The organism is Pedobacter sp. HDW13, assembly GCF_011303555.1.
In the GTDB taxonomy this organism is placed as follows: Bacteria; Bacteroidota; Bacteroidia; order Sphingobacteriales; family Sphingobacteriaceae; genus Pedobacter.
The window spans coordinates 4118278-4132584 of sequence record NZ_CP049868.1 but is presented as its reverse complement, the minus strand read 5'-3'; the positions used below and the strand labels follow the sequence as shown (position 1 = coordinate 4132584).

The following is a 14307-nucleotide window of genomic DNA, read 5'->3' as shown; positions in this document are numbered from 1 at the left end:
GTGCGACTCCTGCAAGTATCAATTGCGAGCCTTTTAGTATCGATTGCACACTTATCAGCCTATAAAGTTTTCAAAAGCATTTTTAAACCTTATATTTATTTATACCTTCGATTGATATTTATACAGCAAACCATAAAATTTTAGATATATGAAAGTAACGGTTGTAGGAGCAGGCGCAGTTGGCGCAACTTGTGCAGATAATATTGCACGAAAAGAACTGGCGAACGAGCTTGTATTATTAGATATTAAAGAAGGTTTCGCCGAAGGTAAAGCCATCGATATGATGCAAACCGCAACCCTTTTGGGTTACGACACCAAAATTACCGGCGTAACAGGCGATTACAGTAAAACTGCAGGTTCGGATGTGGTGGTTATCACATCAGGTTTGCCACGCAAACCGGGTATGACACGCGAAGAACTGATTGGCATTAATGCCGGCATTGTAAAAGGTGTAGCCGAAAATATATTAAAATTCTCTCCGGAGGCGATCATTATCGTGATAAGTAACCCGATGGATACCATGACTTATTTAGCCCTGAAATCGTTAGGCCTACCTAAAAACCGGATTATTGGTATGGGTGGCACCTTAGATAGCTCGCGCTTTAAGTTTTATTTATCACAGGCTTTAAACTGCAATCCTAACGATTTGCAAGGTTTTGTAATTGGCGGTCATGGCGATACCACCATGATTCCATTAACCCGTTTGGCTACTTACCAAAGTTTACCGGTAAGCAATTTACTTGATAAAGCTACTTTGGATAAAGTTGCTGCCGACACTATGGTTGGCGGTGCAACCTTAACAGGTTTGATTGGAACTTCTGCCTGGTATGCCCCCGGTGCAGCTGGCGCAGCTTTGGTTGAAGCCATTTTACGCGACGAGAAAAAATTATTTACCTGCTGTGTTTCTTTAGAAGGCGAATACGGTCAGGATGACATCTGTTTAGGTGTACCGGTGATTGTTGGCCGTAGCGGCTGGGAAAAAATAATCGATTTTAAATTAACTGATGATGAGCAGGCAGCATTTAACAAAAGTGCCGATGCCGTTAGAAATATGAACAGCGTACTGGCAGAAATGAAATTGGTTTAGTACGCCCTTCACTTCTTTTTTGCCACGGAAACACCGAAGCACAGAATAGATTTATTATCTGTGTATTTCGTACCTCCGTGGCATTTTTTTATGCTTAACCAGATTGTTGCCCTGAGCGTATTTAAAGGGCAATAACAAATAATAAACAATGAGATCAATTTCAATACCGCTTAAACTTATTAACCTGCAAGACGATGGCTTTCACCTTTTGGTAGAAGTTGTTATTTTTAAAGATACCCATTTAGTTGTACTGGATACAGGAGCTTCGCGCAGCGTGTTCGATAAGGCCCTTATTGAGCAACACCTTGCCGCAACCCTTCAGGTATCCGAAGAAATTAATGCGGCTACACTTTTTACTACCACAACCACCATTCAGGCTACCATCCCAGAGCTGAAAATAGGTTTGTTAAAAATCAAAAATTACGAAACCGTTGCTTTCGATCTTCAATCGGTGAGCGATACCTACCAGCAATTTGGCCACCCTCCTATTTCGGGCATTATTGGGGGCGATATTTTAATGCAGTATAAAGCCGTTATCGATTACAACAAAATGATTTTAAGGCTGTATAAATAAAGATTATTTCTTTTTATGACCCTAATCATTTTTTACAATTCATTAAAGGTGATATTTGTATCAAATGAAGAAGTTAATCGCATGTTTTTGCCTCATTTTCTGGGCAGGATTAATTGCCGGGATCAGTTTTTTAGAAGCACCGCTTAAGTTTCAGGCTCCCGGCATTACCATTTCATTGGGTTTGGGCATTGGGCAGTTGGTTTTTCAGGCGCTCAACAAAATCGAAATTACCCTGTTAGCCGTTGTTTTAATTTGTTCCTTTCCGGCACCTTTCAAAAACATTAAAAGTAAGCTACTTGTTATACTTACCCTTATCTTACTGGCCGATACTTTTTGGCTGTTGCCATTATTAGATGAAAGGGCAAAACTGGTTTTGGCAGGCATGCCACCAGCCACAAGCCATCATCATATTTTGTATATCATCATCGAAAGCATCAAACTTTTACTACTAATTGTACTTGGGTGCTTAAACCTAAACTCATTGCGCTATGAAAAACGATATTAATAACAGGGAAGACATTATTCTTTTGGTTGATAGCTTTTACAAGGGGGTGCAGCTAAATGATAAAATCGGACCGATATTTACCCAGATAGCGAAAGTAGACTGGCAGCACCACCTACCCAAGATGTACGATTTTTGGGAAAGTATCCTTTTTGGCAAAGCGATTTACAAAGGCAACCCTATGCTTACCCATTTTGCCATTAACGATAAAGCACCCTTGCAAACAGCAGAGTTCGGCATTTGGAAAAACCTGTTTTATGAGACCGTTGATGATTTATTTGCAGGGCCAAATGCCGAAACTATTAAGCAAAAGGCGCAGTCTATTGCCGATTTAATGCATTTTAAATTGAATGCCCTGCCCACAAAAATCAAAATCGTTTAAACAAATTTTGTTTTGATTTATACTGGTTTCTTTATAAATTTAAGTTAACCAAAACAATCAAATATGAAATTTCTGAAAATCTTAGTAGGTATTATTGTCGTACTGGCAATTATCTTTGTTATAGGCGGACTGGTATTACCAAAAACCTATTCAGTTAGTCGCAGCACTGTAATTAATGCACCCGATAGTGTTATTTACAGAAACATTGCCGATTTTAAAGAGTTCTACAAATGGAATCCATGGGCTAAAATGGAACCAAGTGCCAAAACAACTTACGCTGGCACGCCTGCTCAACCTGGCCACATTTACACATGGGAAGGTAAAGAAACCGGACAGGGATCGATGACTATATTAACAGCAAAACCAAGTACAAACGTAGATATTGAGCTTAAATTCATTAAACCTTTCGAAAGTTTGGCCGATACTAAATTCGACATTCAGCCTGATGGTACCGGCCAGAAAGTAACCTGGACCATGAGCGGCGAAAACAATATGATTTCTAAATGGATGTGTGTTTTCGTAAGCATGGATAAAATGATAGGCAAAGATTTTGAGGATGGCTTAAAATCGCTGAAAGAAAAATCAGAAAAAGGAAGCTAATTTTAGCTAACAAAAATAATTAAGGCTTCTCAATCGCAATTGAGGAGCTTTCTTTTTGCTGTCTAAAATTCAAACAATTGTGTCGGTTTCGCGTTAAAAAAGCATTAAAAAATAACTTCTGGCGCTAAATATTTTGTATTTCGCTATTTTTTAGATTATTTGCTACTTAAATGAATTTATTACTTGTAGAAGATGAACCGAGTGTGGTTTCTGTGGTATCGAGAGGACTTACGGAAGAAGGCTTCACGGTTAGTATTGCCCCCGATGGGTTAATCGGGAAACAGATGGCCACAGAACATGATTTCGACCTCATCATTCTCGATATTATGCTACCCGGCATAAACGGTCTGGAGCTCTGTAAAATTATCAAAACACAGAAACCCCAAACCCCCATTATTATGCTTACCGCATTGGGTACTACCGAAAATGTAGTAAACGGGCTCGATAACGGTGCCGACGATTACCTGATTAAACCCTTTAAGTTTGCCGAACTTTTTGCAAGGATAAGAATGTTGCTTAGAAGATACAACGGCATTACTACCCAGGATCAGATTATTAACATTGCCGACCTGCAAATTAACCTTAGTGCCAAAACGGTAAAACGCAACCAGCAGGAAATCGTACTCACAGCAACAGAATACCGCCTCCTCGAATACCTGGCTAAAAATAAATCGAAAATTTTATCGCGGATTGATATCTTAGAGAATGTTTGGGATATAGACTTTAACCTTGGTACCAACGTAGTTGATGTTTACGTAAACTACCTCCGCAAAAAAATAGATAAAAACGCCGGTCAGAAACTCATCCACACTGCCGTAGGCCTCGGTTATGTGTTAAAAGAAAAATAAATGAAGATCGCCAAAAAAATCACTTTACTCTTTGCCATTCTCTCGGCCGTTATTATTTCCCTGTTAAGTGGTTTTGTTTGGTATTTCTCTAACGAATTTGCTTTCGAAGACTTTTACAAACGTTTAGAGGCCAGGGTTAAAATTGCCGCCCAGATTAAACTCTATGAAGATGTTAACAACACTGCTTATGCCAAAATGCGTAACCAGTACCTGGAGCGCCTACCTTCCGAAAAAGAATATATTATGCGGGCCGGAGAAGTTAAAGCGCTCGATCGCAAGTTGCCAGCAAGCTTTTACAACCGGATAAAAACAGGCGCCATGGCCCGATACCGGGTTGAAAACCACTTTTATGCCGGCAAATTCTTTGAAAATAAAAATAGCGGTTACATCGTTATTGTTTCTGCAAACGATCCCTTTGGCTTTCGGGAGTTGAAAGACCTGCAAAGAATCCTGATCATCGGTTTTTTCCTCTCGGTTATTTTATCGTTCATTGTAGGCTGGAAATTCTCCAACTACATGCTGATGCCATTGCGCAACATTATTAAAAGCGTAAAAAAAATCAAGGCCGAAAATTTGCACTTAAGGCTTGATGTTAAAGATGGAAATGATGAAATGTCGCAACTGGCCCAAACTTTTAACAACATGCTTAACCGTTTGGAAACTGCTTTTGAAACGCAAAACAATTTCATCAGCAATGCCTCGCACGAATTAAGAACACCTTTAACCATCATCAGTGGCGAAGTAGAACTGGCCATGAAAACCATCGATGACCAACAGAAACAGGAGAAGGCCTTATCTAAAATTAAAGACGAAGCCGAGCGGTTGGAACATATCCTAACAAGTTTATTGGGTTTAGCCCAATCGGGCTTTAACGGAAAAAACCAACCCTGGGAAGAAGTAAGAATGGACGAACTGCTCTGGGAAATTAAAGATTCGGTTAACCAGGTACATCCCAACAGCAAAATTGAAATCGACTTTAGCAAACTCCCAGACGATGAAAACCTGCTTACTTTAAGGGCAAACAAGAACCTCATGAAACTTGCCTTAAACAATATTGTGAGTAATGCCTGCAAATATTCGAATGAAAAGCTGGTAAGTGTTAGTATAGAAAGCAATGCCAACACCCTTTCTATTGCCGTTACAGATAGAGGTATCGGAATTCCCCAAACCGATATCCAGCATATATTCGAGCCCTTTTACCGCGCATCAAACACCAACGATTTTAAAGGTTATGGCGTGGGGCTTCCCCTTTCTTTAAACATTATCCGCCTGCACCGTGGTAGTATTGCCATCAAATCGCAGGAGGGCGTAGGTACTGAGATTAAGGTTTTGTTACCTATTAAAGTTTAATTCAATGGTTCCATTAATCATTGGTCATTAGTTAATAGACTAATCGTTCAATAGGGAATGCGTTGTTTATATATCATTTATTTATAGTCTCTCCCTTGATTATTGTTTTTTGGTTATTATTTCTTGTTCATGCATTATTAATTGATAGTCTCTCCTTTGGTTATTATTTCTTGGTTTAGTTGCTCCGTGTTAATCTCCTTAAATCTGCAGGAAAATAATTAATTGTAAATCTATTTCCTCGCCCGCTGATTTCGCAGAATACGCTGATAAGCATCCATTGTTTAATCTGCGGGAAATAATAATGCAAACCAGTTATTGTTTTTCTACCAGCACAAATGAACCAATAAACAGTTAATTCCAAAAAGGTGTACATTCTAATCTCATTCTAATACCATTCTTATTTCGCTGTAATAACTTCGGGCTAAACTTGTATAAATATTTAATTCATTTAAACAAGATAAAGCCATGAAAACAGTTTTAGTACCTACCGATTTTAAATTAGGAAGCATTAACATTATCGATGCGCTTGTTCAAAACCAGCGTAACGAAACCCTGAATATCATTTTTGTACACGCTTTTAAATTATCAGATTCGATAACCGATATGCTGATGTTAAGCCGCCGCAGCCGCGACTATGAAAACATAAGCGACGAATTTTATCAGCAATTAAACGAGGTTAAAGCAAAATATGCCGGTCAGATTGGCGCAGTAGGCCTTGAGTATTTTTACGGAAGTACGGTTGCTGCCTTTAAAAACTTTATCGAAGCTTTTGATGTAGACTGTATTGCTTATTTAGATGGCTACAACTTTACACCCATCAACAAATATAGCATCGACCCGAAGTTTTTAACCGGACGTGCCGGATGCCCAGTAATTCAGTTAACACCAACAAGTGTTTTGGCCACAGAAAATTTAATCGATACCAAGATTCAGGAAACGCAGTTGCAGGAAGCAAGTGCTTAATCAAAAATCATTTAAAAAAATTATCATATGCTGTTACGAAATAATATTCCGCTCACTTATATATTCGGGAAGATCAAGAAAGAACTTCTGTTTGTTATAGGCTACTCAATAGGTATCGTAGTGCTATACGAAAACTTCCATGTTACGCGTATATCCATTCCAGTTGCAGTACCGGCATTATTGGGAACCATCATTTCCCTGTTATTGGCATTTCGTTCGAATCAGGCTTACGATAGATGGTGGGAGGCCAGAATCCTATGGGGGGCCATAGTTAACGATTCGAGATCAATCTCCCGCCAGATATTGTCGTTCGTAGAGAATCCTTATGGCTCCGATGAGATTGAAGCCTTTAAAGAAAAGTTTATCAAAAGACAGATTGCCTGGTGTTATGCTTTAAGCCAATCGTTAAGAGGATTTAACGCCCGAAAAGGATTGGAAGAATACCTGAGTGCCGAGGAAATGGCTTTTATTAAGAAACGTAAAAATGTAACCACTTCTATACTGGAGTTACATGCTATGGACCTTAAAAAAGCTTTACAGGAAGGCTGGATAAATAAATACCAGCAAATAGAGATCGATAAAACCATTACAGCCTTGTGTAACCACATGGGCGGTTCGGAAAGGATCAAAAACACGGTTTTTCCGGTTACCTATAGCAAATACATCAATATGTCTATTCATTTATTTATTGTATTGCTTCCATTTGGTTTGATAGAATACTTCGGATATATGGAGGTACCTCTGGTTGTAGCTATTGCAGCGTTTTTTCTTTTAGTAGAAAAAATGGCGGTACATCTACAGGATCCATTCGAAAATAAACCGACTGATACACCAACCACCACCATTTGCAGAAACATTGAACGCGATTTATGCCAGATGCTGGATGACAATAAAATATACGAGGATAAACCTCAAACAGAACTGGCTCCTGTAGGATCGTACTACATTTTGTAGGGCCAGTCGATAAAGAAAATCGTTTGATAGCGGTTAGTTAAGTACTACGGTTTGTTCCTTGGATGAGGAGCGGCTGTAGTTAAGTGTACAAATAATAAAAGCCATTCGAAATTTTTGAATGGCTTTTTTGTGTACTATCTTATAACCCAACAAAACTAGTTATACAATATGTTATATTTCTCTATTAATGATTTACTTTCATTCATGCCCGCCTTTGCGGTTTTTAAAGCTGCTATGAAATAAACTATAAATAACACAACTGATAATGCAGCTGCTAACTGCCATGCGATCATTGATAAAACAGTAGTACTTGCAGACATTTTATTTATTATCAAATTGGCAAAAAACAACCCCGTACCTAAAAAGGAAAGGAAGTTCCAGATTTAAAGGAAAGGTATTTTTTATAGTCTTTGATCAGAAAATTGGTTAACAATACACCAGCGGTAATAACAAGTAATCCGATGATAGTGAATTTGTAAAACTCATCCTTCCCTATAAATGCAAGCATTTTATAGAGCGCCAACACTGAAAAACATACAATTGAAATATACCTGAAACCAAAAAAAGAAGTAAAACTTTTCCAGAAAAAGCGGTTATATCTTTTCTGAATGGCATTAACAATTCCATTTACAATAACATTAAAACCTAAAACCCCGAAACCTTTGTAGGTTCGTTTAAGTGCGTTTTCAAAATCCAGATCGGGCTTATTGGTCATCTTTTCTTCTACAGATGAAGCCACATGGTCTAAAATTTCCATCTGCACATCAATATAAGAAATACCCTTTTGCCGGATAAAACGTCTAAGCTCCTCTAATTGTTCTTTAGTTAAGTTCATTCTTAAATGATCAAAATTTTTCTGTTGTTAATTTCCTTTAAATTACTGGCTTCAAGTTTAACAACACTTGTAAATGACCAATAAAATCCTTTGCTTCCTGAAGCTTATTTATCACTTCTTTCTCACCATCTTTAGATAAAGAGTAATATTTCCTAAGCCTGTTTCCAACCACTTCTGTAGTGGTTTCGAGCAAACCTTCGGCTTCGAGTTTGTGCAATGCTGGATACAGCGCACCTTCTTTCAACAGTAATTCTCCTTTTGTAACCGATTTTACCATTTGCGTAATTTCATAACCGTACATCCGCTCATTTTCTGATAAAAGATTGAGGATAATGGTTTGTAAGGTGCCTTTAAATAATTCGTTATTAACTGCCATAGGTCAAATGTATAAAATACAAATACATAAGAAAACTATGTATATAAATTTTAGAATTAATATCATTAAAAAACAAAAACCCTTTCCAAGATTTAACTTGAAAAGGGTTAATTATTTAGCTTTCTGCTTTAGTCTTTGAGCTTTAAGCTCAATTAAGCATCAATCTTCGCATATTTCGCGTTACGCTCAATAAACTCTCTACGTGGTGCAACTTCATCGCCCATTAACATAGAGAAAGTGTGATCGCATTCTGCAGCACTTTCAATGGTAGCCTGCAATAAAGTACGCGTTGCCGGATTTAAAGTAGTATCCCACAACTGCTCGGCGTTCATCTCACCCAAACCTTTGTAACGTTGAATGTGTACGCTTTCTTCCTTACCTGCACCTTTTAAACGTTGTACAGCCGCATCGCGTTGTACGTCATTCCAGCAATATTCGAAATCTTTACCTTTTTTAACCTGATAAAGTGGTGGCGATGCAATGTAAACATAACCAGCTTCAATTAATGCGCGCATGTAACGGTAGAAGAATGTTAAAATCAGGGTCGTAATGTGCGAACCGTCAATATCAGCATCCGTCATGATTACGATTTTGTGGTAACGCAGTTTAGTTAAGTTCAAGGCCTTATCATCTTCAGGTGTACCAATGCTCACCCCAATTGCGGTAAACATATTTTTAATCTCGTCGTTCTCGTAAATTTTGTGCTCCATCGCTTTCTCTACGTTCAGAATCTTACCCTTTAAAGGTAAAATAGCCTGAATGTTTCTATCGCGACCTTGCTTAGCGGTACCACCCGCCGAGTCACCCTCTACCAAGTAGATTTCGCATCTTTCCGGATCACTGTCAGAGCAATCGGCCAGTTTACCAGGTAAACCCGAACCGCCCATTACGCTCTTCCGTTGAACCATTTCGCGGGCTTTACGTGCCGCTGCACGCGCAGTAGCAGCTAAGATTACCTTATTGATAATCATTTTGGCTTCTTTCGGATTTTCTTCCAGGTAATTACCCAGTGCCTCACCTACAGCCACATCTACCGATCCCATTACCTCACTGTTACCCAGTTTGGTTTTAGTTTGTCCTTCAAACTGAGGCTCTTGTACTTTTACAGAAACTACCGCAGTTAAACCTTCTCTAAAGTCATCGCCGGTAATTTCCATTTTTACGTTCTTTAACAAACCTTCCTTATCGGCATAGTTTTTTAAAGTACGGGTTAAACCCCTGCGGAAACCCGCAATATGGGTACCACCTTCGTGGGTATTAATGTTGTTTACGTAAGAGTGTACATTTTCAGAATAACTGTCGTTATACTGGAAAGCCAGCTCAACCGGAATACCATTTTTAATACCTTCAATATAAATTGGTTCAGCCAAGATCGAAGTACGTGTACCATCTAAAAAGGCAACAAACTCTTTCAAACCACCTTCCGAGTGGAAAGTTTCGGCGAAGAAACTGCCATCGGCTAAAGTTTCACGCTCATCTGTTAAAGTAAGCTTAATGCCTTTATTTAAGAAAGCCAGCTCGCGCAAACGACCAGCTAAAGTATCGTATTTGTATTCGGTAGTTTGGGTAAAGATAGTTGCATCCGGAGTAAAAGTTACAATCGTACCACGCTTATCCGTAGTTCCAACTTCTTTCACATCATATTGCGGAACCCCAATTTTATACTCCTGCATCCAGATTTTACCTTCACGGTGCACCTCTGCTTTTAAATCGGTAGATAAGGCGTTAACGCAACTTACCCCCACACCGTGTAAACCACCAGAAACTTTGTAAGTATCTTTATCAAATTTACCACCGGCGTGTAAAACCGTCATTACGATCTCAAGCGCCGATTTATTTTCTTTAGTATTAATTCCGGTCGGGATACCACGGCCGTTATCTTCAACCCTGATCGAGTTTCCTTGTAAAATCCTAACGTCGATTGTATCTGCATGACCAGCCAAAGCCTCATCAATAGAGTTATCTACAACCTCGTAAACCAAATGGTGTAATCCTTTAACACCCGTATCACCTATATACATCGAAGGGCGCTTACGCACCGCTTCTAAACCTTCTAAAACCTGTATATTATCTGCCGAATAATTTGACTTTAAATCCTGTTCTTCGCTCATATATTAATTAAAAACTATAAGTATCAAAAATACGGAAATTTTGGCAATTAAGCTAATATGTGGATAAGTTTTGAGGAGAGATGTGACCGCTTAAAGACCAAAGCAAAAAGCTGTTAGGCATAGTTTAAATATGCTATTGAAAAGCCAAACCTGCATTCCATTTCAGCGTTAGTCCCGCGCTACATTACAAGTCCCGATGAAGAATCGGGTGCTTTCCATTTTATCCGATAGCTATCGGATCGGGTTTAATATTCACATTGTGGTTCTTTTGTTAGTTATGCACACGCTACCGCTAATTTTAAAGCTGCCTTAGCTACCTAAACCCGATATAAGCGAACACGAAGCAAACAGCTTTTTTCCAGCTGTTTGTACAGTAAAGCGATAGCAGGAAGAAGCTTTAAAATGAAAAACTGTTATTGCTTTTCAAATAATTTGTAAAGCCTGGCGTTTTAAGTCAGTACAGTGTAATTCTTAAATTGCATATCAAAACTAATTTATATAAGTTTGCTAAAATTTATTAAACAATAATGGAAAGAAGAACCTTCAAAACCTTTGGTTTATTTGCGACAGCTGCTTTGATTACAACTTTCACAGCCTGCCAGAACAAAGAAGCTAAAACTACTGAAACAAAAAAAACAGATAGCCCTACTGCAGCAGTTTCTGCAAGTGAGAAAATTGTATATGTTAACTCTGATTCTTTGTTAACAAAATACGAATATTTCAAAGATCTTAAGGTGAAATTTGAGGGTAAAACCAAAAATGCACAGTCTGATATGCAGGCTAAAGGACAGGCTTTTCAACGTGAAGTGGCCCAGTATCAGCAATCAGCACAAACTCTATCAGCCGATCAACGTAAATCGACTGAAGAACGTTTGGCTCGTAAACAACAGGAGCTTCAAACCTACCAGCAAAATGCAGGTGGCGCTTTACAAAACGAGCAAGCTGTTGAAAACGAGAAGCTTTATGATAAAGTTGCAGCTTACCTAAAAGTTTATGCCAAAGAAAAAGGCTTTAAAATGGTTTTAACTTACTCAAAAGGTAACAGCGCTATTTTATTTGCAGACGAAAGCTTAGATGTAACATCGGAAGTAATTAAAGGCTTAAATGCTGAATACAGCAAAAAATAAGTTGTAAAAATATTTAATTAGAATGCCCTGGATAAAATCGGGGCATTTTTTTTGTGCAATAATTTAACGATGGAAAACAACAAACAACACGAAGAATTTATGCAGATGGCCATAGCGCTATCGGTAAAAAATGTAAGCCAGCATATAGGTGGCCCTTTCGGTGCGGTGATTGTAAAGGATGGCAAATTTATTGCCGGATCGGCCAATAAAGTAACCTCAACTAACGATCCTACTGCCCACGCTGAAGTATCGGCCATTCGACTAGCTTGCGAAGTACTGGGCACTTTTGATTTGAGTGGTTGTGTGGTATATACCAGCTGCGAGCCCTGCCCCATGTGTTTAGGCGCCATTTACTGGGCTCGAATCGAAACCATTTATTACGCCAATACCAAAACCGATGCAGAAAACATTGGTTTCAGTGATAAGTTTATTTACGATGAACTGGAAAAACCCATGGATAAAAGAACTTTACCCGTGGTACAACTGATGCGCGATGAGGCCCTGGAAGCTTTTAAGCTTTGGGAAACCTCGCCTTTGCGGATAACTTATTAAAAAACGGGGCTGTATTGCAAGAATAACCAGCCCCGTTTAATTTTTAATTCCTTATTATTTGCTCGATTCTTTCGAAGCCAATAATCCAACCATCGCATCTATTTCTTTAACTACACCATCATCCGAACCAGAAAAGCCTACCGCTTTAAACCTGATATTTCCATCTGCATCTATTATAAATTTTGTCGGAATTCCATCCACTTTATAAGCACTTACTACATCAAATTTCGAAGGATCTTTCGCATTCTTGGTATCGTAAAGCACATTAAAATTGTATTTCTTTTCAGCAATGAAATCTGTCACTAGTTTTTCGCGATTATCTTCTGTTTGCCAGGTATTTACGAACAAGAAAACCACATTAGGGTTGGCCGAATATTTAGCCATTGCTTTTTGCATCCCCGGAAAAGAGGCTACACACGGACCACACCAGGTAGCCCAATAATCTAATATTACAATTTTGCCTTTTAAATTGGCTAAACTAACCGTTTCGCCTTTTAAATTGGTTAATGAAAAAGCCGGGGCAGGGATATTGATCATTTTCTTCGTCCATTCTGCCCTTTCTTTCTCAATAGCTGCTTTTTCCAAGTTGGCAATATAGGTTTCATAAGAACCTTCCTTTTTTAAAGTGATGTAAAGTGTTTTGAAGGTTGCTTTCAAAGAGTCGGTAGCTTTCCCTTCTTTTATGATCTTTTCGGCTTCAGTATAGGCTTTATCTTTATTACCTGTTAAATTTAAATACATGATGTACCGTTCGTTTCCACTGGCATCATTAAAGGCTTTGGCTTTTTCCTGATAAGCCAAAGCTTCTTTATTATTACCCTGATGATGCAGCAATAGCGCATAGGTATCGGCATACATGGCATAAGCCCGATCCAGCGATTTTATATATTCATCTTTTGAAGAGAAATAAGCCGGAACTTCATCTTTTTTGGCCGCTTCTATCAAATCGAGCGATTGCTTAGAAAGTTTTGTCGCCAGTTCCAAGTTCTCTTTTTTCTCGGCCGACGGCCAGGCAAAATTATTGTACAAACCAGCTTTGCTCTGCTTATTGGTTACCTTGCTACTGTACAACTCAAACTTATCTAAAGCTTTAGCTCTGATACTCGAACCAGCCAAAATATTGTAAACAGAGTTTAATTTCGATTCATCAGCTTTTTTAGCTGGATCGTATTGATATTTCGCAATCATATCCAAAGCCTTTTTCTCTTGCTCAGCAAAATCTTTGGTTCCATAAATTGCATTCATATCTTGCCCGTAAGCATAATTACCTTTCGGATATTTTTTAAGCAAAATGGCTTTAACCGAATCAACCTGCGGCTTTTGCTTTAACAAATTATACAGGTTTAAGGTGGTTGTCAGGTCTTCCTCCTGGGGGTCTTTTATTTTAGCCAGCTGCTGAATGTTTTCGTTAATCATTTTGCCGCCTTTTTCTTTATCAGCTTTATATGCGAGAGACAGATAAGCATATAAATTTTTCTTTTTAAGTTCAGGCTTTAATGTAAAAGCTTGTTTATAAAGTCCCTCAGCTTTTTCAGGATCGAGCGTAAGCCCCAGGTAATAATTACCGGCTAAACCATAGAGAAAAGCTTCGTTAAGGTAGGCCTCAGGCGCTACTTTTCCTCCTTTTGTGAGTTCCAAAACATAACCAGCAGGCGCTTCATCTTTTTGATCGCCAACTGAAAAGGCAAGTCCTACAACGGTTGCACTATCAGGTGTAGAAATTTCTCCTTTATAAATTTCGCCATCTTTTACCAGCTCAACTTTGGCATTCTTTGGGTTTGTACCCGAGAAGAAAGTATAGCTGGTACATTTTACATCGGCCAGGTTTTCGAGATTGGTTCCTTTTGGCGTATAGGTAAACTTAACTTTGCTACCTGCAGCGGGTTGATTAACCGCAAATTTTACACCTTGTGCCTGCGCTGCCCCTGCTGCAAGCACGAGCAAAGACAAGATTTTCAATGTTTTCATAATGAAAGGTTTAGATATTGTTTCAGATAACTAAATATATCGTTTTCTATTGTTTTATTATCATTAAATTTTGTTAAA

Annotated in this window: 15 protein-coding genes; 11 read left to right on the top strand and 4 right to left on the bottom strand. The window is 38.6% G+C overall.

Annotation, left to right across the window (positions count from 1 at the left end; all coding sequences use genetic code 11):
* Positions 1 to 148: 148 nt before the first annotated feature.
* The 9 genes from mdh to G7074_RS17380 all read left to right on the top strand — a co-directional run bounded on the left by mdh (position 149) and on the right by G7074_RS17380 (position 7260).
* Positions 149 to 1087, top strand: coding sequence for a malate dehydrogenase (gene mdh / locus G7074_RS17420; RefSeq protein ID WP_124560701.1), 939 nt, complete (start codon positions 149 to 151; stop codon positions 1085 to 1087).
* Between the two features lie 148 nt (positions 1088 to 1235).
* Positions 1236 to 1661, top strand: coding sequence for an aspartyl protease family protein (locus tag G7074_RS17415; RefSeq protein WP_124560702.1), 426 nt, complete (start codon positions 1236 to 1238; stop codon positions 1659 to 1661).
* A gap of 64 nt (positions 1662 to 1725) precedes the next feature.
* A complete protein-coding gene (locus G7074_RS17410) occupies positions 1726 to 2166 on the top strand; it encodes a hypothetical protein (RefSeq protein WP_124560703.1) in 441 nt (146 codons plus the stop codon).
* The gene (locus G7074_RS17405; protein WP_124560704.1) at positions 2150 to 2545 is read left to right on the top strand and encodes a group III truncated hemoglobin; all 396 of its coding nucleotides are present in this window, start codon (positions 2150 to 2152) and stop codon (positions 2543 to 2545) included. The genes G7074_RS17410 and G7074_RS17405 overlap by 17 nt, the downstream gene beginning before the upstream one ends.
* A gap of 63 nt (positions 2546 to 2608) precedes the next feature.
* Entirely contained in the window at positions 2609 to 3145 is a 537-nt protein-coding gene (locus G7074_RS17400) for an SRPBCC family protein (RefSeq protein ID WP_124560705.1), read from the top strand.
* A 170-nt stretch (positions 3146 to 3315) separates the two neighbouring features.
* Entirely contained in the window at positions 3316 to 3993 is a 678-nt protein-coding gene (locus tag G7074_RS17395) for a response regulator transcription factor (RefSeq protein WP_124560706.1), read from the top strand.
* Complete coding sequence (locus G7074_RS17390; protein WP_124560707.1) at positions 3994 to 5343, top strand: HAMP domain-containing sensor histidine kinase; 1350 nt, start codon at positions 3994 to 3996, stop codon at positions 5341 to 5343.
* A gap of 465 nt (positions 5344 to 5808) precedes the next feature.
* A complete protein-coding gene (locus tag G7074_RS17385; RefSeq protein WP_124560708.1) occupies positions 5809 to 6306 on the top strand; it encodes a hypothetical protein in 498 nt (165 codons plus the stop codon).
* Positions 6307 to 6333: 27 nt separating this feature from the next.
* On the top strand, positions 6334 to 7260 hold the full coding sequence (locus tag G7074_RS17380; protein WP_124560709.1) for a bestrophin family protein: 927 nt from the start codon (positions 6334 to 6336) through the stop codon (positions 7258 to 7260).
* Between the two features lie 358 nt (positions 7261 to 7618).
* On the opposite strand, the gene G7074_RS17375 is transcribed toward G7074_RS17380, so the two are convergent.
* The 3 genes from G7074_RS17375 to gyrB all read right to left on the bottom strand — a co-directional run bounded on the left by G7074_RS17375 (position 7619) and on the right by gyrB (position 10582).
* Positions 7619 to 8095: a hypothetical protein gene (locus tag G7074_RS17375; protein WP_124560710.1), complete on the bottom strand. Its 477-nt coding sequence runs from the start codon at positions 8093 to 8095 to the stop codon at positions 7619 to 7621.
* 37 nt (positions 8096 to 8132) lie between these two features.
* On the bottom strand, positions 8133 to 8471 hold the full coding sequence (locus tag G7074_RS17370) for a PadR family transcriptional regulator (RefSeq protein ID WP_166210148.1): 339 nt from the start codon (positions 8469 to 8471) through the stop codon (positions 8133 to 8135).
* 152 nt (positions 8472 to 8623) lie between these two features.
* Entirely contained in the window at positions 8624 to 10582 is a 1959-nt protein-coding gene (gene gyrB / locus G7074_RS17365) for a DNA topoisomerase (ATP-hydrolyzing) subunit B (RefSeq protein WP_124560712.1), read from the bottom strand.
* A gap of 527 nt (positions 10583 to 11109) precedes the next feature.
* Here gyrB and G7074_RS17360 point away from each other — a divergent pair.
* Both G7074_RS17360 and G7074_RS17355 read left to right on the top strand, forming a co-directional pair.
* Positions 11110 to 11709 carry an OmpH family outer membrane protein gene (locus tag G7074_RS17360; RefSeq protein WP_124560713.1) on the top strand — a complete coding sequence of 200 codons (600 nt, stop codon included), beginning with the start codon at positions 11110 to 11112 and terminating at the stop codon, positions 11707 to 11709.
* Between the two features lie 69 nt (positions 11710 to 11778).
* A complete protein-coding gene (locus G7074_RS17355) occupies positions 11779 to 12261 on the top strand; it encodes a nucleoside deaminase (protein ID WP_124560714.1) in 483 nt (160 codons plus the stop codon).
* A gap of 54 nt (positions 12262 to 12315) precedes the next feature.
* On the opposite strand, the gene G7074_RS17350 is transcribed toward G7074_RS17355, so the two are convergent.
* The gene (locus tag G7074_RS17350; protein ID WP_166210145.1) at positions 12316 to 14229 is read right to left on the bottom strand and encodes a redoxin domain-containing protein; all 1914 of its coding nucleotides are present in this window, start codon (positions 14227 to 14229) and stop codon (positions 12316 to 12318) included.
* Positions 14230 to 14307 lie beyond the last annotated feature (78 nt).

What these genes read in the sequence shown, in the direction of transcription:
- G7074_RS17370 (WP_166210148.1), bottom strand. Translation starts at nt 8,471, where the DNA reads ATGGCAGTTAATAACGAATTATTTAAAGGCACCTTACAAACCATTATC.
- G7074_RS17385 (WP_124560708.1), top strand. Translation starts at nt 5,809, where the DNA reads ATGAAAACAGTTTTAGTACCTACCGATTTTAAATTAGGAAGCATTAAC.
- G7074_RS17415 (WP_124560702.1), top strand. Translation starts at nt 1,236, where the DNA reads ATGAGATCAATTTCAATACCGCTTAAACTTATTAACCTGCAAGACGAT.
- G7074_RS17400 (WP_124560705.1), top strand. Translation starts at nt 2,609, where the DNA reads ATGAAATTTCTGAAAATCTTAGTAGGTATTATTGTCGTACTGGCAATT.
- G7074_RS17405 (WP_124560704.1), top strand. Translation starts at nt 2,150, where the DNA reads ATGAAAAACGATATTAATAACAGGGAAGACATTATTCTTTTGGTTGAT.
- G7074_RS17410 (WP_124560703.1), top strand. Translation starts at nt 1,726, where the DNA reads ATGAAGAAGTTAATCGCATGTTTTTGCCTCATTTTCTGGGCAGGATTA.
- G7074_RS17380 (WP_124560709.1), top strand. Translation starts at nt 6,334, where the DNA reads ATGCTGTTACGAAATAATATTCCGCTCACTTATATATTCGGGAAGATC.
- gyrB (WP_124560712.1), bottom strand. Translation starts at nt 10,582, where the DNA reads ATGAGCGAAGAACAGGATTTAAAGTCAAATTATTCGGCAGATAATATA.
- G7074_RS17355 (WP_124560714.1), top strand. Translation starts at nt 11,779, where the DNA reads ATGGAAAACAACAAACAACACGAAGAATTTATGCAGATGGCCATAGCG.
- G7074_RS17395 (WP_124560706.1), top strand. Translation starts at nt 3,316, where the DNA reads ATGAATTTATTACTTGTAGAAGATGAACCGAGTGTGGTTTCTGTGGTA.
- G7074_RS17360 (WP_124560713.1), top strand. Translation starts at nt 11,110, where the DNA reads ATGGAAAGAAGAACCTTCAAAACCTTTGGTTTATTTGCGACAGCTGCT.
- G7074_RS17350 (WP_166210145.1), bottom strand. Translation starts at nt 14,229, where the DNA reads ATGAAAACATTGAAAATCTTGTCTTTGCTCGTGCTTGCAGCAGGGGCA.
- mdh (WP_124560701.1), top strand. Translation starts at nt 149, where the DNA reads ATGAAAGTAACGGTTGTAGGAGCAGGCGCAGTTGGCGCAACTTGTGCA.
- G7074_RS17375 (WP_124560710.1), bottom strand. Translation starts at nt 8,095, where the DNA reads ATGAACTTAACTAAAGAACAATTAGAGGAGCTTAGACGTTTTATCCGG.
- G7074_RS17390 (WP_124560707.1), top strand. Translation starts at nt 3,994, where the DNA reads ATGAAGATCGCCAAAAAAATCACTTTACTCTTTGCCATTCTCTCGGCC.